Origin of the sequence: Rathayibacter sp. AY1C9 (assembly GCF_002932315.1) — a bacterium.
GTDB lineage: Bacteria > Actinomycetota > Actinomycetes > Actinomycetales > Microbacteriaceae > Rathayibacter.
The window spans coordinates 176,353-193,056 of the sequence record NZ_PSVZ01000004.1 but is presented as its reverse complement, the minus strand read 5'-3'; the positions used below and the strand labels follow the sequence as shown (position 1 = coordinate 193,056).

Here is a 16,704-nt window from a genome sequence, read left to right as displayed (position 1 = left end):
ATTGGCATTGAACATAGTGCACGCTGTTGAGTTCTCAAGAATCGGACACATCCCGCCTCCACACCAGAACGGTGCTTCACAACGAAAGTGATCGAAGATTGCTGTACGAAGGCATGAGCCACTCGATTTGTCTTGCTTGCCGAGACCGGTTAGGCTTGTCAGAACCGAAGTCCCGATCGCCTCCGTGGCAACTCGACTAACTTAGCACATCCGCAGGCCGTGTCAAGTCCGGCTTCTCCGTGGTGTTCGCTGCACGATCGAGGACCGCACCGCTGCACCGGGCTCGGCCGTGAGGCCTTGCAACGAAGCCGGGACAGTGTCCCGTGGAGGCTTTGCATCTTACCCTCGCGATCCCGCAGTCTTCAAGAGACGAATCTCTAACAGGCCTGGGAGCGAGGGGATGGTCCCCGCTTGAGGTGGGCCAGCTGGTCTCGACGCTCTGCGCCTGACTCCCGCTTGCCGCTCCTTTGGGGTGACGAGGAGTTACATTACGTCGGGCCTCGGCCGAGCGGCAAATCGCCTGCGTCCCGGGCGTGTCGCGATTCAGGGGCCGTGCGTCGCTGAGTGTCCGACTCGGTACCCGACACCGGCTACCGGCTACCGGCTACCGGCTACCGGCTACCGGCTACCGGCTACCGGCTACCGGCTACCGGCTACCGGCTACCGGCTACCGGCTACCGGCTACCGGACACCGAGTTGATGAGACCGCCGACGCCGTCATCATCCGCGTCCGCTCGAGGAGAGCGGGCACGCGGTCAGCGGACGAAGGCCCCGGCGAAGCTCTTCTTGCCGCGACGGAGGACGGCGATCCCATCGATCAACGGGAGCTCGCCGAGCGTGACGGTCTCGGACGGGAGGGCGGTGTTGTTCACCGAGAGCCCTCCCTGAGCGAGTGCCCGTCGCGCCTCCCCCGTGCTGGCGACGAGTCCGGTCTCGACGAACGCCTGCAGCGCCGGCGTCTCCGGTGTCGCCTCCATCGAGGGCACCGCCTCGAGCGCGCCACGGAGGATGACCGGGTCGATCCCCTCGAGCGAGCCCTTGCCGAAGAGCGCGGCCGAGGCGTCGATCACCGAGCGCGTCGCCTCCGCTCCGTGCACCAGCGACGTGACCTCCCAGGCGAGCGCGCGCTGCGCCTCCCGGCGGAACGGCTCGTCGGCGGCGGCCTTCTCCAGGCGCTCGATCTCCGTGCGCGGCAGGAAGGTGAAGATCCGCAGGCGGTCGGCGACGTCACGGTCGTCCGTGTTGACCCAGAACTGGTAGAACGCGTACGGGCTGGTGAGCTCGGAGTCGAGCCAGACGGCGTTGCCCTCGCTCTTGCCGAACTTGGTGCCGTCGGAGTTCATCACCAGCGGTGTGCCGATCGCGTGGACCGACACGCCCTCCGTGCGGTGGATGAGGTCGGTCCCGCTCGTCAGGTTGCCCCACTGGTCGCTGCCGCCGGTCTGCAGGACGCACCCGTACTGCCGGTAGAGCTCCAGGTAGTCGAGACCCTGCAGGATCTGGTAGCTGAACTCGGTGTAGCTGATCCCCGCGTCGGAGTTGAGGCGGGCGCTGACCGCGTCCTTCTTGAGCATCGTCCCCACGCGGAAGTGCTTCCCGATCTCCCGCAGGAAGTCGATCGCCGACAGCGGAGCGGTCCAGTCGAGGTTGTTGACCAGGCGCAGCCCGTTGTCGCCGCCCGCGGGAACGAACCGGGACACCTGCGCCTGGAGGCGCTCGACCCACGCCGTCACCGTCTCGCGCGAGTTCAGCGTCCGCTCGGCCGTCGGACGCGGATCCCCGATCAGCCCGGTCGAGCCGCCGACGAGCCCGAGCGGCCGATGCCCGGCCAGCTGGAGCCGGCGCATGACGATCAGCTGCACCAGGTTCCCGAGGTGGAGGCTGGGCGCGGTCGGGTCGAAACCGCAGTAGTAGGTGATCGGCTCCCCCGACAGCAGCTCGCGCAACGCTCCCGCATCGGTCGACACGTGCACCGAGCCTCGCCAGACCAGCTCGTCCCACACGGAGTCGAAGGCGGGGTCGAGCTGCGGGCTCGTCGCGGACCCGGGGAGGTGCTGGTCGATCACCCGACCAGGCTACCGCGGCGGGAAGGAGCCGGTCTCCGCCAGTCAAGCGCACAGGCTTGATCCCGGGCGATCAAGTGCCGATACTTGATCGAGGAGGTCCGATGTTCGTCATCACCGCGGATCAGCGCGACAGCAGGCACGACCACGACCGCGTGGACCAGGCGATCGCGAGCCTGATCGACGACGGTCGGGCGTCGTTCGTCCTGCCCCCGGAGCGGACGGCGGGCGACGAGTTCCAGTGCGTGCTCGACCGGGCCGATGCCGTCGTCGCGCTCGTGCTCGAGCTGCACCGGACCGGCCACTGGAGCATCGGCCTCGGGATCGGCCCCGTCGACCGGCCACTCCCCGCGACCACGAGAGCGGCGACCGGGGAGGCGTACTTCGCGGCGCGCCGGGCGGTCGAGGCGGCGAAGGGCCGGCCGACGCGCTTCTCCCTCGATCCGGACGCACCGGGAACGGCGGCGCCGGCACCGGCGGACGTCCAGGCGCTGATCGATCCGCTCCTCCTGCTGCGCGACGCGCGCTCCGAGGCCGGCTGGCAGATCGTCGACCTGCTCGAGAGCGGCCTCTCCCAGAAGGATGCGGCCGAGCGCCTCGCCGTCAGCCCGCAGGCGGTCAGCCTCCGGGTCCGCGCGGCGAGTGCTCGAGTCGACGCTCCCGCCCGTGACGCGCTCGCGCGCCTGCTGACAGTGGTCGACCGTACGCTCGACCCCACCGACGAGAGGACACCCCGATGACGGCACCCCCCGGATCCCCCGCCCTGCTCCTCGCCTCCGCGCTGCAGTCCGCCTCGTGGACGGGCGTGGTGCTCGTGCTGCTCGCCGGACTCGCCGGTGCGGTGCTCGCCGTGCGCCTTCGCCGTCCGCAGCTCGCCTGGATCCCCCTCGTGGCGGCGGCCGCCGCCTTCCTGCTCACGGCGGTCGCCGGACCGTCCGCGCCCCCGATCCACTCCGTCCTGGTGGCGGTGCTGGCCTTCGCGCTGGCGGTCGCGGGCGGCGGGCCGGTCGTGCTGCTCACCCTCCGGCTCGCGACGGCCGACTCCCGCAGCGGCAGCCACGGCGGCATCATGGTCGCCGGATCCTCCCGCCCCGCCGCCGGGAGCGCGCCCTCGGCGATCGGCCAGCCGATCGAGGTGCTCCGCGGCGGGACGACGATCGGGGTCCTCGAGCGGATCGCGACGGCCGGCGCACTGATGAGCGGTCTCCCCGAGGGGATCGCGGTCGTGGTGGCGATCAAGGGCGTCGGCCGCTTCAGCGAGCTCGCCTCCCCGGAGGCGCGCGAGCGGTTCATCATCGGCACGCTGGCGAGCCTCGCCTGGTCGGCGGCTCTCGGCGTGCTCGCCCGGCTCTACCTCGCGGGCTGAGCTCCGGGCCGCCGCCGGAGCACTGCTCTCCGGTAGGGCGAGACGGTGGGGTCGCCCGGGATGCTGAAGCGCCACGGGAAGTCGTCCCCGCCGCCCGGGCCCGAGACGCCGGTGCGCGGGCCCGCCGCCACGGAGGACGGCCTCTCCCCCGGCAGCAGCTCGAACGCCGCCTCGAGCGGGTCGCCCGACTCGGTGAGACGGACTCCGAGGGCCTTCGCCAGCCGTGCGGGTCCGCGGGCCAGATCCCGGCTGCGAACGGGTCCGCGCCGGATCATCGCGAGATCCTCCCCCGAGACGGCCTCGCCTGCGCGCAGCAGCACCGCCGACGCCGCGCCCGCCGGGGAGCAGACGATGTTCACGCAGGTGTGCATCCCGTAGGTGAAGTACGCGTACACAAACCCGGGCGGACCGAACATGGGAGCCGTCCGGGGTGTCGGTCCGCGGTGCGCATGCGAGCCCGGATCCTCACCGGTTCCGAGGTACGCCTCGACCTCGGTCAGCCGGACGCCGACCACGCCCTCCGGCGTGCGGTGCAGGAGGACGCGGCCGAGCAGCTCCGGTGCCACCTCGAGGGCCGAGCGCGCGAGGTCGGGGAGGTCGGCGCTCAGAAGAAGCTCTGGCCCGACACGAGGGTGATCACGATCACCGCGACGATGACGACTGCGGCGACGAGCACCAGAGTCCGCTGCTGCCAGGGGCGCAGCGGCGGACGGCCGTCGTCGCCCGGCGCTCCTCGAAGAGTCACGGGCGTTCCCCTCGGAGGGATCCGCGCACGACCCGGACGCGCTCGGTCAGCCGGGCGAGCTGCTCCGCGACGCGGTCGGGAGCCGTGCCGCCGACACCGTCCCGGCTCGCCACCGATCCCTCGATGCTGAGGACGGTCCGCACGTCGGGAGTGAGCAGCGGCGACACCGAGGCGAGCGCGGCGGCGTCGAGATCCTCGAGCCCCCTCCCCTGCGACTCCGCCAGCTTGACCAGCTCACCGGTGATCTCGTGGGCGTCCCGGAAGGGCACGTGCTTCTTCACGAGCCACTCGGCCACGTCGGTCGCGAGGGAGAAGCCCTGGGGCGCGAGCTCCGCCATCCGGTCGGTGTGGAAGGTGAGGGTCGCGATCATGCCGCTGAACGCGGGCAGCAGCACCTCGAGGGTCGTCACCGAGTCGAAGACCGGCTCCTTGTCCTCCTGCAGGTCGCGGTTGTAGGCGAGCGGCAGCGCCTTGAGGGTCGCGAGCAGCCCGGTGAGGTTGCCGATCAAGCGGCCGGACTTCCCCCGGGCGAGCTCGGCGATGTCGGGGTTCTTCTTCTGCGGCATGATCGAGGACCCGGTCGAGTAGCCGTCGTCGAGCGTGACGAAGGCGAACTCCCGCGTGTTCCAGAGGATGACCTCCTCCGCGATGCGCGAGACGTCGATCCCGATCATGGCGCTGACGAAGGCGAACTCGGCGACGAGGTCGCGGCTGGCCGTCCCGTCGATCGAGTTCGGCACGCTCGACGCGAAGCCGAGATCGCGGGCGACCGCCTCGGCGTCGAGGCCGAGGGTCGAGCCGGCGAGGGCGCCCGAGCCGTAGGGCGAGACGTCCGCCCGGACGGCCCAGTCCCGCAGGCGCTCCAGATCGCGCAGCAGCGCCCAGCCGTGGGCGAGCAGATGGTGCGCGAGGAGCACGGGCTGAGCGTGCTGGAGGTGGGTGCGCCCGGGCATGATCGCCGTCGGGTGCGCCGACGCCTGCGCGGCGAGGGCGTCGATGAGCTGCACCACCAGCTCCGAGACGAGCGCCGCGTGGTCGCGGAGGTACATCCGGACGAAGGTGGCGATCTGGTCGTTGCGCGAGCGCCCCGCGCGGAGCTTGCCGCCGAGCTCGGGACCGGCTTCGAGCATCAGGCCGCGCTCGAGGGCGCCGTGCACGTCCTCGTCCGACTCGTCGGCGGCGAAGCTCCCGTCGGCGACGGCAGCCTCGAGCCGGTCGAGCGCCGCGAGCATCGCGGTGAGCTCGGCGTCGTCGAGGTAGCCCGCTCCGGCGAGCGCCCGGGCGTGGGCGCGCGAGCCGGCGAGGTCGTAGGGGGCGAGCTGCCAGTCGAAGTGGGTCGACCTCGAGAGCGCGGCGAGCTCGGGCGAGGGGCCGCCGGCGAAGCGGCCGCCCCACAGGGCTCCGGCCTCGCCCGCGCGGGCGGAGGGTCGTTCCGTCATGGTTCTCCTCGGGTTCGGCTGTCGAGTCTACTGAGCGGCGTCGGCGGTGCCGGCGCGCTCCAGGAGCCACACGAGCAGGGCCTTCTGCGCGTGCAGGCGGTTCTCCGCCTCGTCCCAGATCACGCTCTGCGGGCCGTCGATCACGTCGGCGGTCACCTCGTAGCCGCGGTCCGCGGGCAGGCAGTGCAGGAACAACGCATCGGGAGCGGCGGCGGTCATCGTGGCCGCGTCGACCCGGTAGGCGCCGAAGGTCGCGACGCGCGCCGCCTTCTCGTCCTCCTTGCCCATCGACACCCACGTGTCCGTGATCACGATGTCGGAGCCGGCCGCGCCCTCGTCGGGGTCGGTCGTGGTGATCGCCGATCCGCCGGTGGTCGCGGCGATGCGCTGCGCACCGGCCAGGACCGCCGCGTCCGGCGAGTACGACTCCGGGGAGACGATGCGGACGTGCATGCCGGCCGTGGCCCCCGCCAGGAGGTACGAGTGCGCCATGTTGCTCGCTCCGTCGCCGAAGAACGTGAGCGTGAGGCCGGCGAGGCGACCGCGGTGCTCGCGGATGGTCAGCAGGTCGGCGAGGAGCTGGCACGGGTGGAACTCGTCCGAGAGCGCGTTGACGACCGGCACGCGCGTGCTGCGCGCCATCTCCTCCAGGCCCGACTGCGCGTAGGTGCGCCACACGATGGCGGCGACCTGGCGCTCCAGGACCCGCGCCGTGTCGGAGGCGGTCTCCTTGCCGCCGAGCTGGCTGCTCGCGGTCGAGATGATCAGGGGGCTGCCGCCGAGATCGGCGATGCCGACCGCGAAGGAGACACGGGTGCGCGTGGAGGACTTGTCGAAGATCACGGCGACGGTCTGCGGACCGGCGAGGGGCTTCCGGGAGAAGCGGTCGCGCTTGAGCTCGAGGGCGAGGTCGAGGATCTCGGCCTGCTCGGCGGGAGTGATGTCGTCGTCGCGGAGGAAGTGGCGGGTCACGGTGCTGGTCGCTTTCGGTGGAGGTACGGGGTCAGAGGGTCTGCAGTGCGCGGCCGAAGCGCTCGGCGAACTCGGCGACGTCGGCGGCGGTCACCACGAGCGGAGGCGCGAGCCGGATGCTCGAGTCGTTCGCCGCGTTCACGATCAGGCCGGCGTCGAGGCAGGCGGCGGCGAGCTCGGCGGCGACCGGCCGGGTCAGGGCGATGCCCAGGAGGAGGCCCGCGCCGCGGACCCCTCCGATCAGGGGCGAGTCGAGAGCGGTCAGCGCGTCGACGATCTGCGCCCCGCGCTCCCGCGCGTTGCCGAGAAGGTCGGCGCGCTCGATCTCGGCGAGCACGGCTCCGGCCACGGCGGTCGCGAGCGGATTGCCGCCGAACGTGCTGCCGTGGTGGCCCTTCTGCAGGAGGTCGGACGCCTCGCCGAAGGTCACCAGCGCTCCGACGGGGAAGCCTCCGCCGAGCCCCTTGGCCAGGGTGACGGCGTCGGGCAGGATCCCCGCCTCCTGGTAGGCGAACCAGCGTCCGGTCCGCCCGACCCCGGTCTGGATCTCGTCGACGATGAGCAGCGCGCCGTGCTCGCGAGTGAGCTCGCGCGCGCGCTCGAGGTAGCCGCCCGGCAGGGGGATGACGCCCGCCTCCCCCTGGATGGGCTCGACGATCAGCGCGGCGACGGACTCGTCGAGAGCCGCCTCGAGGGACTCGATGCTCGCCTCGAGGTGCTCGACCCCTCCCGGCATCGGCTCGAACGGCGCGCGCATGGCCGCCTTGCCGGTCAGCGCGAGCGCGCCCATCGTCCGCCCGTGGAACGCGTTCTGCAGCGCCAGGACGCGGTGCCGGCCGCCGGCCGCGTTCAGCCGCGCCAGCTTGAAGGCCGCCTCGTTGGCCTCGGTGCCCGAGTTGGCGAAGTAGACGCGGCCCGTCTCCCCGGCCCCGGTGAGGCGGCGCAGGGTCTCGGCCAGCTCGATCTGCGGGGCGGTCGCGAAGTAGTTGGAGACGTGGGCGAGCGCACCGGCCTGGCGCGTCACGGCCTCGACGAACACGGGATGCGCATGGCCGAGCGAGTTGACGGCGATGCCGCCGAGGAAGTCGAGGTACTCCCGCCCGTCGACGTCCCAGACCCGGCAGCCCTCACCGCGCTCGAGCACGGCGAGCGGCGGCGCGAAGGTCTGCATCATCGCGGCGGAGTAGCGGTCGCGCGCCGAGCCGGTGCGGGACGCGGTCGTGGGGGTGGACATGGTGGCCTTTCGATCGGAGCGGTCCGGCCGCGAGGGCCGACGGTGCGCGCGTCCCGGACGGGACGGGCGCTCGGAGCCGGGGCCGCTGAGGATCAGCGGCCCGACATTCGCTCCCGGTCGCGGGGGTCGAGCGAGGCGACGACCTCGGTGCCGATGCCCTCCGAGGTGAACACCTCGAGCAGGATCGAGTGCGGGATGCGGCCGTCGATGATGGCGGCCTTGGGCACTCCCCCGCGCACGGCGTCGAGGCAGGCGGTCATCTTGGGGATCATGCCCGATTCGAGCGAGGGCAGCAGAGCCGCGAGGTCGTCCGAGCGGATGTGCGAGACGAGCGACTCGCGGTCGGGCCAGTCGGAGTAGAGGCCGGCCACGTCGGTGAGGACGACGAGCTTCTCGGCGCCGAGCGCGACGGCCAGCGCGGCGGCGGCGGCGTCGGCGTTGACGTTCAGCGACTGCGTGGGGTCGTCCGAATCGGGGGCGATCGAGGACACGACCGGGATCCGGCCGGCCTCGAGCTGAGCGAGGACGGCGGCGGGGTCCACAGCGATCACGTCTCCGACGAGTCCGAGGTCGTGCTCCTCGCCGTCGATCACGACACCGCGGCGGCGGCCGACGAAGAGGCCCGCGTCCTCACCGGAGATGCCGGCGGCGAGGGGGCCGTGCTCGTTGATCCGGCGGACGATGTCGCGGCTGATGCTGCCGGTGAGCACCATCCGCACCACCTCCATCGCCTCGGGGCTCGTGACCCGGTAGCCGCCCCGGAACTCGCTCTCGATCCCGAGCCGGTCGAGCATCCGCGAGATCTGCGGCCCGCCGCCGTGGACGACCACGGGGCGGATCCCGGCGTAGCGCAGGTAGACCATGTCCTGGGCGAAGGAGCGCTGCAGCTCCTCCGACACCATCGCGTTGCCGCCGAACTTGATCACCATCGTGCGCCCGTGGAAGCTCTGCAGCCAGGGCAGCGACTCGATGAGCGTCGCGGCCTTCCCGGGCGCGGCGTCGCGCTCGGCGCGGCTCTCGGCCGAGAGAGTGGTGTCGTCGCTCATGGCCGCCTCAGCTCGAGTACGCGGAGTTCTCGTGCACGTAGTCGTGCGTGAGGTCGTTGGTCCAGATCGTGGCCGTCGCGTCGCCGGCGTGCAGGTCGATGTCGACGGCGACCTCCCGAGGGGCGAGGTCGACGAGGTCGCGGCTCTCGTGCGGCTCGCCCGCGAGGCAGACCTGCACCCCGTTCATCGCGACGTCGATGCCGTACGGGTCGAACTGCGCATCGGTCGTGCCCACGGCGGCGAGGACGCGGCCCCAGTTGGGATCCTTGCCGAAGATCGCGGCCTTGAACAGGTTGCTGCGGGAGACGGCGCGGGCGACGACCACGGCCTCGTCCTCGGTCGCGGCGTTCAGCACGCGGATCGCGACGTCGTGGGCGGCGCCCTCCGCATCCGCCTGCAGCTGCAGGGTGAGGTCGCGGCAGACCGCGGTCAGGGCCGCGGTGAACTCGTCGGCGTCGGCCTCGACGCCGCTGGCGCCGCTCGCGAGCAGTGCGACGGTGTCGTTCGTCGACATGCAGCCGTCCGAGTCGAGGCGGTCGAAGGTGACGCGGGTCGCGGCACGCAGGGCGGTGTCGAGAGCGGCGGACTCGAGGGCCGCGTCGGTCGTGATCACGACCAGCATCGTCGCCAGACCCGGCGCGAGCATCCCGGCGCCCTTGGCCATGCCGCCGATGCTCCAGCCCTGCTCGGAACGGACCACCGCCTGCTTCGGGACCGTGTCGGTGGTCATGATCGCGCGGGCGGCCGCCTCGCCCGCCTCGGGTCCCCCGGCGAGCTCGGCGGAGGCGCCGGTCACTCCGGCGGTGAGCTTCGCGAGGTCGAGCTGGTCGCCGATCAGCCCGGTGGAGCACACCAGCACGTCGCCGGCGGACACCTCGAGGCTCTCGCCCACGAGCTCCGCGGTGCGGTGGGTGACCTGGAAGCCCTGAGCACCCGTGTAGCAGTTGGCGCCGCCGGAGTTGAGGACGATCGCCGAGACGACGCCGTCGCGCATCACCTGCTCGCTCCAGAGGACGGGGTTCGCCTTGCAGCGGTTGCTCGTGAAGACCGCGGCGGCGCTCTGCAGCGGGCCGAGGTTCTGCACGAGCGCGACGTCGCGCGCTCCGGTCGACTTCAGCCCGGCGACGACTCCGGCCGCCCGGAACCCTGCTGCTGCGGTGACGCTCACGGCGCGACTCCGTTCACGCTCAGGCCGAGGGACTCCGGGAGTCCCAGGGCGATGTTGGTGGACTGGACGGCCGCGCCCGCGGTGCCCTTGACCAGGTTGTCGATGGCCGAGACGACCACGACGCGGCGGGCCCGCTCGTCCACGGCGAGTCCGATCAGAGCGGTGTTCGCCCCCACCACGTCGGCCGTCCGGGGGAAGGAGCCCTCCGGGAGCAGCTGGACGAAGGTCTCGTCGCCGTAGGCGGTCTCCCACGCGGCGCGCACGTCCTGCGCGGAGACGCCGGGAGCGAGGCGCGCGGTCGAGGTCGCCAGGATGCCCCGGGACATCGGCACGAGGACCGGGGTGAACGAGATCGAGACGGGTCCGGTTCCGGCGAGCAGGAGGTTCTGCCGGATCTCGGGATTGTGGCGGTGCGCTCCGCCGAGGCCGTAGGCGTGCGCGGAGCCGAGGAGCTCGCTGGCGAGGAGGTCGATCCGCAGGCTCTTGCCCGCACCCGAGGGTCCGACGGCGAGGACCGCGACGAGGTCCGACGACTCGATCACTCCGGCGTGCAGGCCGGGGGCCAGGCCGAGCGTGATCGCCGTGACGTTGCAGCCGGGGACGGCGATGCGCCGCACTCCGGCGAGCGCCTCGCGCTGCTTGCGTCCGCCGCCGCCGATCAGCAGCTCCGGGAGCCCGTAGGGCCAGGCCCCGGCGAAGTCGCCCCCGTAGAAGTCGGCCCAGTCCTGCGGGTCGGTCAAGCGGTGGTCGGCGCCGCAGTCGACGACGAGGACGTCCTCGGGCAGGGTCGCGGTGATCTCGCCCGACTTCCCGTGCGGGAGGGCGAGGAAGACGACGTCGTGCCCGGCGAGGTTCCCGGTCGTCGTGTCGACGAGGACGAGGTCGCGGAGCGAGCGGAGGTGCGGGTGCACGGCGATGAGGGGCTGACCCGCGTTGGCGTGCGCCGTCACCGTGCGCACCTCGAACTCGGGGTGGTCGGCGAGCAGTCGCAGCAGCTCGCCGCCCGCGTAGCCGCTCGCACCGGCCACCGCCACGGAGAAAGTCATGCCCGAGAGCCTAGCCGGTGCGGGTGCGGGGCCCCGCCCGGCCGAGCCGGACGGGACCCCCGGCCTCACTCGCGGAGTCGGACGCCGAAGCGCTCCGCCGCCACGGCCACGCCGTTCTCCTTCGCGGCCGTCGCCTCGGCCGCGGTGAGCGTGCGGTCCGGCGCGCGGAAGCGCAGCGCGAACGTCAGCGACTTCGTCCCCTCGGCGAGCCCGGTGCCGCGGTAGTCGTCGACCAGGCGGATCGCCTCGAGCAGCTCGCCCGCCCCCTCGGCGACGGCGGCGCGCACGTCGGCTGCCGCGATGCCGACCGGCACGACGAGCGAGAGGTCCTGGGTCGCGGCGGGCAGCGCGCCCACCGGACGGGCCACGACGACCCTCCCGGCCCGCGCGAGCAGCGGCTCGAGGTCGAGCTCGACCACGGCGACGCGGCGCGGGAGGTCGAGCTCCTCGGCGAGCGCCGGGAGCAGCTCCCCCGCGTGCCCGATGACCGCGCCGTCGAGCACGACCTCGGCGGTGCGGCCCGGGTGCAGCGCGGCGTGGGCCCCCTGGCGCAGCACGAGCTCGGTGCCGGTCGCTGCGGCGACCTCGCGGACCACGTCGAGGGCGTCGCGCCAGTCGACGTCACGCCCGGCGACACCGGGCTGGCGCACGACGGCGGCACCCGTGAGCAGCGCCGCGAGGTGCCGCGGCTGCGGCGGAATGCCCGCGTTCAGCTCGGCCTCGACCTCCGCGGACGGACGCGTCCCGCCCGCAGGGAGCGCCCCCGAGCCGAACGGGCGGCCGGCAACCGGGAGGAAGACGGAGCCGAGCTCGTAGACCGCGAGATCCGTCAGGCCGCGCGAGCGGTTGCGGGCCGCGACCTGCACGAGACCCGGCAGCAGAGAGATCCGCAGCTGGCCCGCGGTCGCGTCGAGCGGGTTGGCGAGCGTGATCTGCTCCTGCGGCTCCCCGTCGACCGAGCCGAGCCGGTCGTTGATCGAGCGCGAGAGGAACGGGTACGAGAGCACCTCGGTCAGACCCGCGGCGGCGAGCGCCTGGGCGAGGGTGCGGCGCAGCCGCTGGCCCGGGGTCAGCCCGCGGCCGGGAGGCGCCACGGGCAGGATCGCCGGGATGCGGTCGTACCCGGTGATGCGGGCGACCTCCTCCGCGAGCGAGGCGCGGTCGACGAGGTCGGGGCGCCAGCTCGGCGGAGTCACCAGCAGGCCCGCTCCGCCGGCCTCGACGGAGGCGCCGATCTCGACGAGCGCGCCGCGGATCTCCTCCGGGGTGTACTCCACGCCGATGAGGCCTGCGACGTAGCCGTCCGGCAGCTCGACCGGCTCCGCCGTGCGCGGGTCGGCCAGGACCGAGCCGAGCTCGTCCGCCGTGCCGCCGGCGAGCTCCACCAGCAGCTGCACCGCCCGGGCCGCGGCGACCGAGGCCACCTCGGGGTCGACGCCGCGCTCGAAGCGCCGCGACGCCTCGCTCGGCAGCTTGTGCCGGCGAGCCGTCCGGGCGATCGAGACCGGGTCGAAGTTCGCCGCCTCGAGCAGGACGTCGGACGTGGCGTCCGAGATCTCGGTGCGCGCGCCCCCCATCACTCCGGCGAGGCCGATCGCCCCGCCGTCGTCGGCGATGACGAGGTCCTCCGCGTGCAGGCGCCGGGTCTGGCCGTCGAGCGTCTCGAGGGTCTCCCCCGGCGCGGCGCGCCGCACCACGATGCCGCCCTGCAGGGTCGCCAGGTCGTAGCCGTGCAGCGGCTGGCCCAGCTCGAACATCACGTAGTTGGTGATGTCCACGACGAGCGAGATCGAGCGGACGCCGGCCAGGCGCAGTCGCGCGAGCATCCACGGCGGCGTCGGTCGCGAGACGTCGACGCCCCGAACGACGCGCGTGACGAACACGGAGGCGCCGACACGGCCGCGGATCGGCGCCTCGTCGGCCACGGACACGGGGAAGACGGGGGCCGTCTCCGTGCGCTCGTGCGGAGGGAGCGCCCGAGCGGGGTCGCGGAAGGCGGCTCCGGTGGCGTGGGCGTACTCGCGGGCGATGCCGCGGATCGAGAAGGCGTAGCCGCGGTCGGGCGTCACGTTGACCTCGACCGCGGCGTCGTCGAGACCGAGGAGCGCGACGGCGTCCGTGCCCGGCTCCGGGTCGAGCCCGAGCGAGGCGAGGCGGAGGATGCCGTCGTGGTCGTCCCCGAGGCCGAGCTCGCGGCTCGAGGCGATCATCCCGTCGGACACGTGCCCGTAGGTCTTCCGCGCGGAGATCGGGAACGGCCCGGGCAGGACCGCGCCCGGCAGTGACACGACGACCTTGTCGCCGGCCGCGAAGTTGTGGGCTCCGCAGACGATGCCGCGGACGTCCTCTCCGCCGTCGGCGGCACGCCTGCCCTCCGGGGCCACGCGGACGTGGCACCAGTTGATGGTCTTGCCGTTCTTCTGCGGCTCGGGAGCGAGGTCGAGCACCTCGCCGACGACGACGGGGCCGGTCACCTCGAAGCGGTGGACGTCCTCCTCCTCCAGGCCGACCGACACCAGGGCCGCGTGCACGGACTCCGTCGTGACGTCCTGCTCGAGGTCGACGTACTCCCCCAGCCAGCTCAGCGGGATGCGCATCAGATCACCATCCCGTACTGCTCGCTGAAGCGGACGTCGCCCTCGACCATGTCGCGCATGTCCTTCACGTCGTTGCGGAACATCAGGGTCCGCTCGATCCCCATGCCGAAGGCGAACCCGGAGTACTCCTCCGGGTCGATCCCGGCCGCGCGCAGCACGTTCGGATTGACCATGCCGCAGCCGCCCCACTCGATCCAGCGGGCACCGCCGACGAAGGTCGGGTGCCAGACGTCCAGCTCGGCGCTGGGCTCGGTGAAGGGGAAGTAGTTCGGGCGCAGGCGGATGCGCGCGTCGTCGCCGAAGAGGATCCGCGCGACGTGCTCGAGGGTGCCCCGCAGGTGCGCCATGGTCAGGCCGCGGTCGACGGCGAGACCCTCGAACTGCGTGAACACGGGCGTGTGCGTCGCATCGAGCTCGTCGGTGCGGTACACCCGTCCGGGAGCGATCACGTAGAGCGGCAGCGGGCGCTCGAGCATCGAGCGGATCTGCACCGGCGAGGTGTGCGTGCGCAGCACCAGGTGCGAGTCGACGGGGTCGACGAAGAAGGTGTCCTGCATGGCTCGGGCCGGGTGGTCCTCGTCGAAGTTCAGGGCGTCGAAGTTGAACCACTCGTTCTCGAGCTCCGGCCCCTCCGCGATCTCCCAGCCCATCCCGACGAACACGTCGGCGATCGACTCCTGGAGCAGCGAGAGGGGGTGGCGGGCGCCGCGGCGCACGAAGCTGGCGCCGGCGGTGACGTCCACGCGCTCGGCCTCGAGCGCGGCCGCGTCCTCGGCCTCGACGAGCTCGGCCTCGCGGGCGGCGTAGGCGTCGCCCACCTGCTTGCGGGCACCGCCGACGAGCTTGCCGGACGCCGCCTTGTGCTCGGGCGGGACGGAGCGCATCTGCGCGTTGAGGCGGGCGAGGGCGGACCCCTCGCCGAGGTGGGCGGCTCGGGCGGACTTCAGAGCGGTGGAGTCGCCCGCCGCGCCGATGGCGGCGAGGGCGTCGGCGACCGCCGCGGAGACGGCCTCATCGGTGATCGGGTTGCTGTCTGACACGATCCCCCAGTGTAGGCGAGGGCCTCCGCCCCCTCCCGCCGCCCGCGCGCGGTGCTCGTCGCGCTCGCCCGCGGCCAGGCCCCCATCTGCGCCGACGGCCCTCGAAGCCCCGCCACCGGCGCTGCTCGACCAGCAGGGGCGGGTTCTCGCTACGCCGGGGTCGGAGGCTGCTCGACCGGCAGGAAGCTGGGCGCCGCCGGACGGGAAGACGCCCGGACCGATCGCGACTCCCCGATCACCACCGCCTCCGCGTCGACGACGCCGGAGCGGAGCACCACCGCTCGATGCGCTGAGCGATCGCCGGACCCTCGAGGCGAACGGACGAATCGCGTGCGAGCGATTCCTCCTAGCCGGACGCAGGACGCTCTGCGGAACCCGACCCCGTCAGGAAGCCGACCGCGGTGAGGATCGCCCTCGGGCGATCCTCACAGTTCAATCCTGCACAGCGATCAGCTGCGTGTCCGTCTGCGCGCGGGCTGCGGGGTGGCCGCCGATGGTGCGGCCGCCGCGTCCGCCGCTCTTCGTGCGGATCTCGATCCACTTCGCCAGCCCCGAGAGGAGGAGGCAGATGCCGATGTAGATCGCTCCGATGACGATCGCCGCCGGGATGATCGGGCTGTCGAGGCTCGACTGGTTGCCCAGGTAGCGCGCGTAGTACAGCAGCTCGTTGTAGGTGATGATCGAGCCGAGCGCCGTGTCCTTGAGGGCGACGACGAGCTGGGCGATGATCACGGGCAGCATCGAGCGGATCGCCTGGGGGAACAGGATGAGCCGCATCACGCCGGACTTGCGCAGGCCGATCGCGTAGCCCGCCTCCTTCTGTCCTCGCGGGAGGGCTTCGATGCCGGCGCGGAAGATCTCGGAGAAGACGGAGCCGTTGTAGAGGGTCAGGGCGATGACGACGGCGAGGTAGGGGCTGAGCTTGAGGCCCGCGAACGGCAGGCCGTAGTACATCAGCATCATCAGGATCAGGACGGGGATCGCCCGGAACAGCTCGATGAAGAGCGTGACGGGGACGTTGATCCAGCGCCGGTCCGAGAGCCGGCCGATCGCCAGGAGGAGGCCGAGGACGAGGCTGGCGACGCCCGCCGTGGCGAAGGCCGCGAGCGTGCGGCCGAGGGCGCCGCCGATGCTCTGCCAGACCAGCGGGTAGCCGAACGCGCGCCACTTGGAGGCGTCGAACTGGCCGGACTCCGCGAAGCGCCAGACCACGAAGCCGAGGAACGCCGCGATCAGCAGGACGACGACGACGCCGATGACGCGGTTGCGCACGACGGCCCGGGGGCCGGGGTTGTCGAAGAGGACGGAGCTCATCGGGCGACCCTCCACTTCTTCTCGAGCTGACGTTGGACGAGCGAGAGCAGGGTGACCAGGACCACGAAGACCAGGGCCACCCAGAGGACGACGATGAGGCTGTTCTCGCCGCGCTCGTTGAGCACGCGGACGATGGTGCCCGCCTCCGCGACCGAGAAGCCGGCGGCGACGGTGGTGTTCTTCAGCAGCGCGATCAGGACGCTCATGAGCGGCGGGATCACGGAGCGGAAGGCCTGGGGCAGGACGACCTGCGTCATCGTGAGGCCGAAGTCGAGGCCGATCGCGCGGGCCGCCTCGGCCTGGCCGATCGGCACGGTGTTGATGCCCGACCGCAGCACCTCCGCGACGTAGGTCGCGGTGTAGAGGCTGAGGGCGCAGATCGCCAGGTTCGTGTAGTCCACCTGCGGCAGGTCGAGCTTGGGGTAGCCGAAGGCGAAGAAGAACATCACCAGCGTGAGCGGGGTGTTCCGGATGGTGTTCACGTACACCGTGCCGACCGCGCGGGCGATCGGGACGGGCGAGACGCGCATCGCGCCGACCACCGTGCCGATCAGCAGGGCGAACACGAGCGAGACGCTGAAGAGGATCAGGGTGTTGCCGAAGGCCGGGACGTAGACGTCGAGGTTGTTCAACAGGACATCCATGCGGCTGGCCCTTCTGTCGGAGCGGTGGTG

15 protein-coding genes are annotated in these 16,704 nt (G+C 72.4%); 2 read left to right on the top strand and 13 right to left on the bottom strand.

All coding sequences use genetic code 11. The features are described 5' to 3' along the window. Positions 1-755: 755 nt before the first annotated feature. Entirely contained in the window at positions 756-2,066 is a 1,311-nt protein-coding gene (gene tyrS / locus C5D09_RS05255) for a tyrosine--tRNA ligase (RefSeq protein ID WP_104250196.1), read from the bottom strand. A 101-nt stretch (positions 2,067-2,167) separates the two neighbouring features. Here tyrS and C5D09_RS05250 point away from each other — a divergent pair, with 101 nt between their 5' ends. Continuing rightward, a complete protein-coding gene (locus tag C5D09_RS05250; protein WP_104255580.1) occupies positions 2,168-2,803 on the top strand; it encodes a DNA-binding protein in 636 nt (211 codons plus the stop codon). Further along, on the top strand, positions 2,800-3,429 hold the full coding sequence (locus tag C5D09_RS05245) for a hypothetical protein (protein ID WP_258063818.1): 630 nt from the start codon (positions 2,800-2,802) through the stop codon (positions 3,427-3,429). Before C5D09_RS05250 ends, C5D09_RS05245 begins: the two co-directional genes overlap by 4 nt. On the opposite strand, the gene C5D09_RS05240 is transcribed toward C5D09_RS05245, so the two are convergent. From C5D09_RS05240 to C5D09_RS05190, 12 genes are all read right to left on the bottom strand, one after another. Then, positions 3,414-4,037, bottom strand: a complete 624-nt coding sequence (locus C5D09_RS05240) for a DNA-3-methyladenine glycosylase (RefSeq protein WP_104268761.1) — start codon at positions 4,035-4,037, stop codon at positions 3,414-3,416. The two genes, C5D09_RS05245 and C5D09_RS05240, sit on opposite strands and share 16 nt — an antisense overlap. Continuing rightward, positions 4,034-4,174: a hypothetical protein gene (locus tag C5D09_RS17405; RefSeq protein WP_160034127.1), complete on the bottom strand. Its 141-nt coding sequence runs from the start codon at positions 4,172-4,174 to the stop codon at positions 4,034-4,036. The genes C5D09_RS05240 and C5D09_RS17405 overlap by 4 nt, the downstream gene beginning before the upstream one ends. Further along, positions 4,171-5,613 carry an argininosuccinate lyase gene (gene argH / locus C5D09_RS05235; protein ID WP_104268760.1) on the bottom strand — a complete coding sequence of 481 codons (1,443 nt, stop codon included), beginning with the start codon at positions 5,611-5,613 and terminating at the stop codon, positions 4,171-4,173. The genes C5D09_RS17405 and argH overlap by 4 nt, the downstream gene beginning before the upstream one ends. Positions 5,614-5,640: 27 nt before the next feature. Continuing rightward, positions 5,641-6,585, bottom strand: coding sequence for an ornithine carbamoyltransferase (gene argF / locus C5D09_RS05230; RefSeq protein ID WP_104268759.1), 945 nt, complete (start codon positions 6,583-6,585; stop codon positions 5,641-5,643). Between the two features lie 31 nt (positions 6,586-6,616). Continuing rightward, the gene (locus C5D09_RS05225) at positions 6,617-7,819 is read right to left on the bottom strand and encodes an acetylornithine transaminase (protein ID WP_104268758.1); all 1,203 of its coding nucleotides are present in this window, start codon (positions 7,817-7,819) and stop codon (positions 6,617-6,619) included. A 92-nt stretch (positions 7,820-7,911) separates the two neighbouring features. After that, positions 7,912-8,865: an acetylglutamate kinase gene (gene argB, locus C5D09_RS05220; protein WP_104224497.1), complete on the bottom strand. Its 954-nt coding sequence runs from the start codon at positions 8,863-8,865 to the stop codon at positions 7,912-7,914. Positions 8,866-8,872: 7 nt separating this feature from the next. Continuing rightward, positions 8,873-10,033, bottom strand: coding sequence for a bifunctional glutamate N-acetyltransferase/amino-acid acetyltransferase ArgJ (argJ, locus tag C5D09_RS05215; RefSeq protein ID WP_104255576.1), 1,161 nt, complete (start codon positions 10,031-10,033; stop codon positions 8,873-8,875). After that, positions 10,030-11,079 (bottom strand): N-acetyl-gamma-glutamyl-phosphate reductase, encoded by a 1,050-nt coding sequence (gene argC / locus C5D09_RS05210; RefSeq protein ID WP_104268757.1) that lies wholly within the window; start codon positions 11,077-11,079, stop codon positions 10,030-10,032. Before argC ends, argJ begins: the two co-directional genes overlap by 4 nt. Before the next feature lie 65 nt (positions 11,080-11,144). After that, positions 11,145-13,676, bottom strand: a complete 2,532-nt coding sequence (gene pheT, locus C5D09_RS05205) for a phenylalanine--tRNA ligase subunit beta (protein WP_104268756.1) — start codon at positions 13,674-13,676, stop codon at positions 11,145-11,147. Beyond that, positions 13,676-14,716: a phenylalanine--tRNA ligase subunit alpha gene (gene pheS / locus C5D09_RS05200; RefSeq protein WP_104250188.1), complete on the bottom strand. Its 1,041-nt coding sequence runs from the start codon at positions 14,714-14,716 to the stop codon at positions 13,676-13,678. The genes pheT and pheS overlap by 1 nt, the downstream gene beginning before the upstream one ends. Before the next feature lie 432 nt (positions 14,717-15,148). After that, positions 15,149-16,030, bottom strand: coding sequence for an amino acid ABC transporter permease (locus C5D09_RS05195; RefSeq protein WP_104224492.1), 882 nt, complete (start codon positions 16,028-16,030; stop codon positions 15,149-15,151). Next, the gene (locus tag C5D09_RS05190) at positions 16,027-16,674 is read right to left on the bottom strand and encodes an amino acid ABC transporter permease (protein WP_104224491.1); all 648 of its coding nucleotides are present in this window, start codon (positions 16,672-16,674) and stop codon (positions 16,027-16,029) included. Before C5D09_RS05190 ends, C5D09_RS05195 begins: the two co-directional genes overlap by 4 nt. Positions 16,675-16,704: the final 30 nt, after the last annotated feature.

Coding starts and splice junctions, on each gene's coding strand:
- C5D09_RS05250 (WP_104255580.1), top strand. CDS start 2,168: ATGTTCGTCATCACCGCGGATCAGCGCGACAGCAGGCACGACCACGAC.
- C5D09_RS05245 (WP_258063818.1), top strand. CDS start 2,800: ATGACGGCACCCCCCGGATCCCCCGCCCTGCTCCTCGCCTCCGCGCTG.
- argH (WP_104268760.1), bottom strand. CDS start 5,613: ATGACGGAACGACCCTCCGCCCGCGCGGGCGAGGCCGGAGCCCTGTGG.
- C5D09_RS05225 (WP_104268758.1), bottom strand. CDS start 7,819: ATGTCCACCCCCACGACCGCGTCCCGCACCGGCTCGGCGCGCGACCGC.
- argB (WP_104224497.1), bottom strand. CDS start 8,865: ATGAGCGACGACACCACTCTCTCGGCCGAGAGCCGCGCCGAGCGCGAC.
- argC (WP_104268757.1), bottom strand. CDS start 11,079: ATGACTTTCTCCGTGGCGGTGGCCGGTGCGAGCGGCTACGCGGGCGGC.
- pheT (WP_104268756.1), bottom strand. CDS start 13,676: ATGCGCATCCCGCTGAGCTGGCTGGGGGAGTACGTCGACCTCGAGCAG.
- C5D09_RS05195 (WP_104224492.1), bottom strand. CDS start 16,030: ATGAGCTCCGTCCTCTTCGACAACCCCGGCCCCCGGGCCGTCGTGCGC.
- C5D09_RS05190 (WP_104224491.1), bottom strand. CDS start 16,674: ATGGATGTCCTGTTGAACAACCTCGACGTCTACGTCCCGGCCTTCGGC.